The organism is Neisseria sp. P0024.S006 (genome assembly GCF_051956595.1).
Lineage (GTDB): Bacteria > Pseudomonadota > Gammaproteobacteria > Burkholderiales > Neisseriaceae > Neisseria.
Window position 1 is genome coordinate 1 of record NZ_JBQCXH010000020.1, and the last position, 559, is coordinate 559.

At 41.0% G+C, this 559-nt stretch carries 1 protein-coding gene; it reads right to left on the reverse strand.

Features of this window, described 5'->3' with window-relative positions; genetic code table 11:
- On the reverse strand, nucleotides 1–559 hold a 559-nt coding region (locus tag ACTHUF_RS11050; protein WP_440407707.1), incomplete at both ends, for a hypothetical protein.

The following is a 559-nucleotide window of genomic DNA, read 5'->3' on the forward strand; positions in this document are numbered from 1 at the left end:
GTTCCCGCCGGTGCCCTCGCTTTCTTTTTCTTCTTCTTTCCTTTTTCTTTCCCCTTCTTCCCTTTCTCCTTTCCTCCTCTTTTTTCCCTCTTCCCCTCCTTCTCTCTCTGTCCTTCCTCCCCCCCTTTCTTCTTCTTCCCTTTCTTCTCCTTCTTTTTTTCTCTTTCCTCCTTTTTCCCTCTTTCCTCTTTCTTTTCTTTCTTCTTTTTTTTTTTTTCTTTTTTCCCCCCTCTCTCCTCTCCTTTCTTTTCTTCTTTTTTTTCCCCCTCTTCCTCTTCCTTTTCCTTTTTCTTTTCTCCCTCTTCCTCCCCCTTCTTCTCTTCTTTCTTTTTCTTCTTTTCTTTTTCTTTCCCCCTCTTCTTCCTCTCCTTCCCTTTCTTTCTCCCCCCTTTCTTCTTTTCTTCTTTTCTCCCTTCTTTCCTTCTTTCTTTTTTCCCCTCTTTCTCCTTTTTCTTTTCTTTCCCCCCTCTCCCCTCTTCTTTTTTTTCTCTTCCCTTTCTCTTCTCTTTTTTTTCTTTCTTCTTTTTCTTTTCCCTTTTCTTCCCTCCTTCCTTTTTTC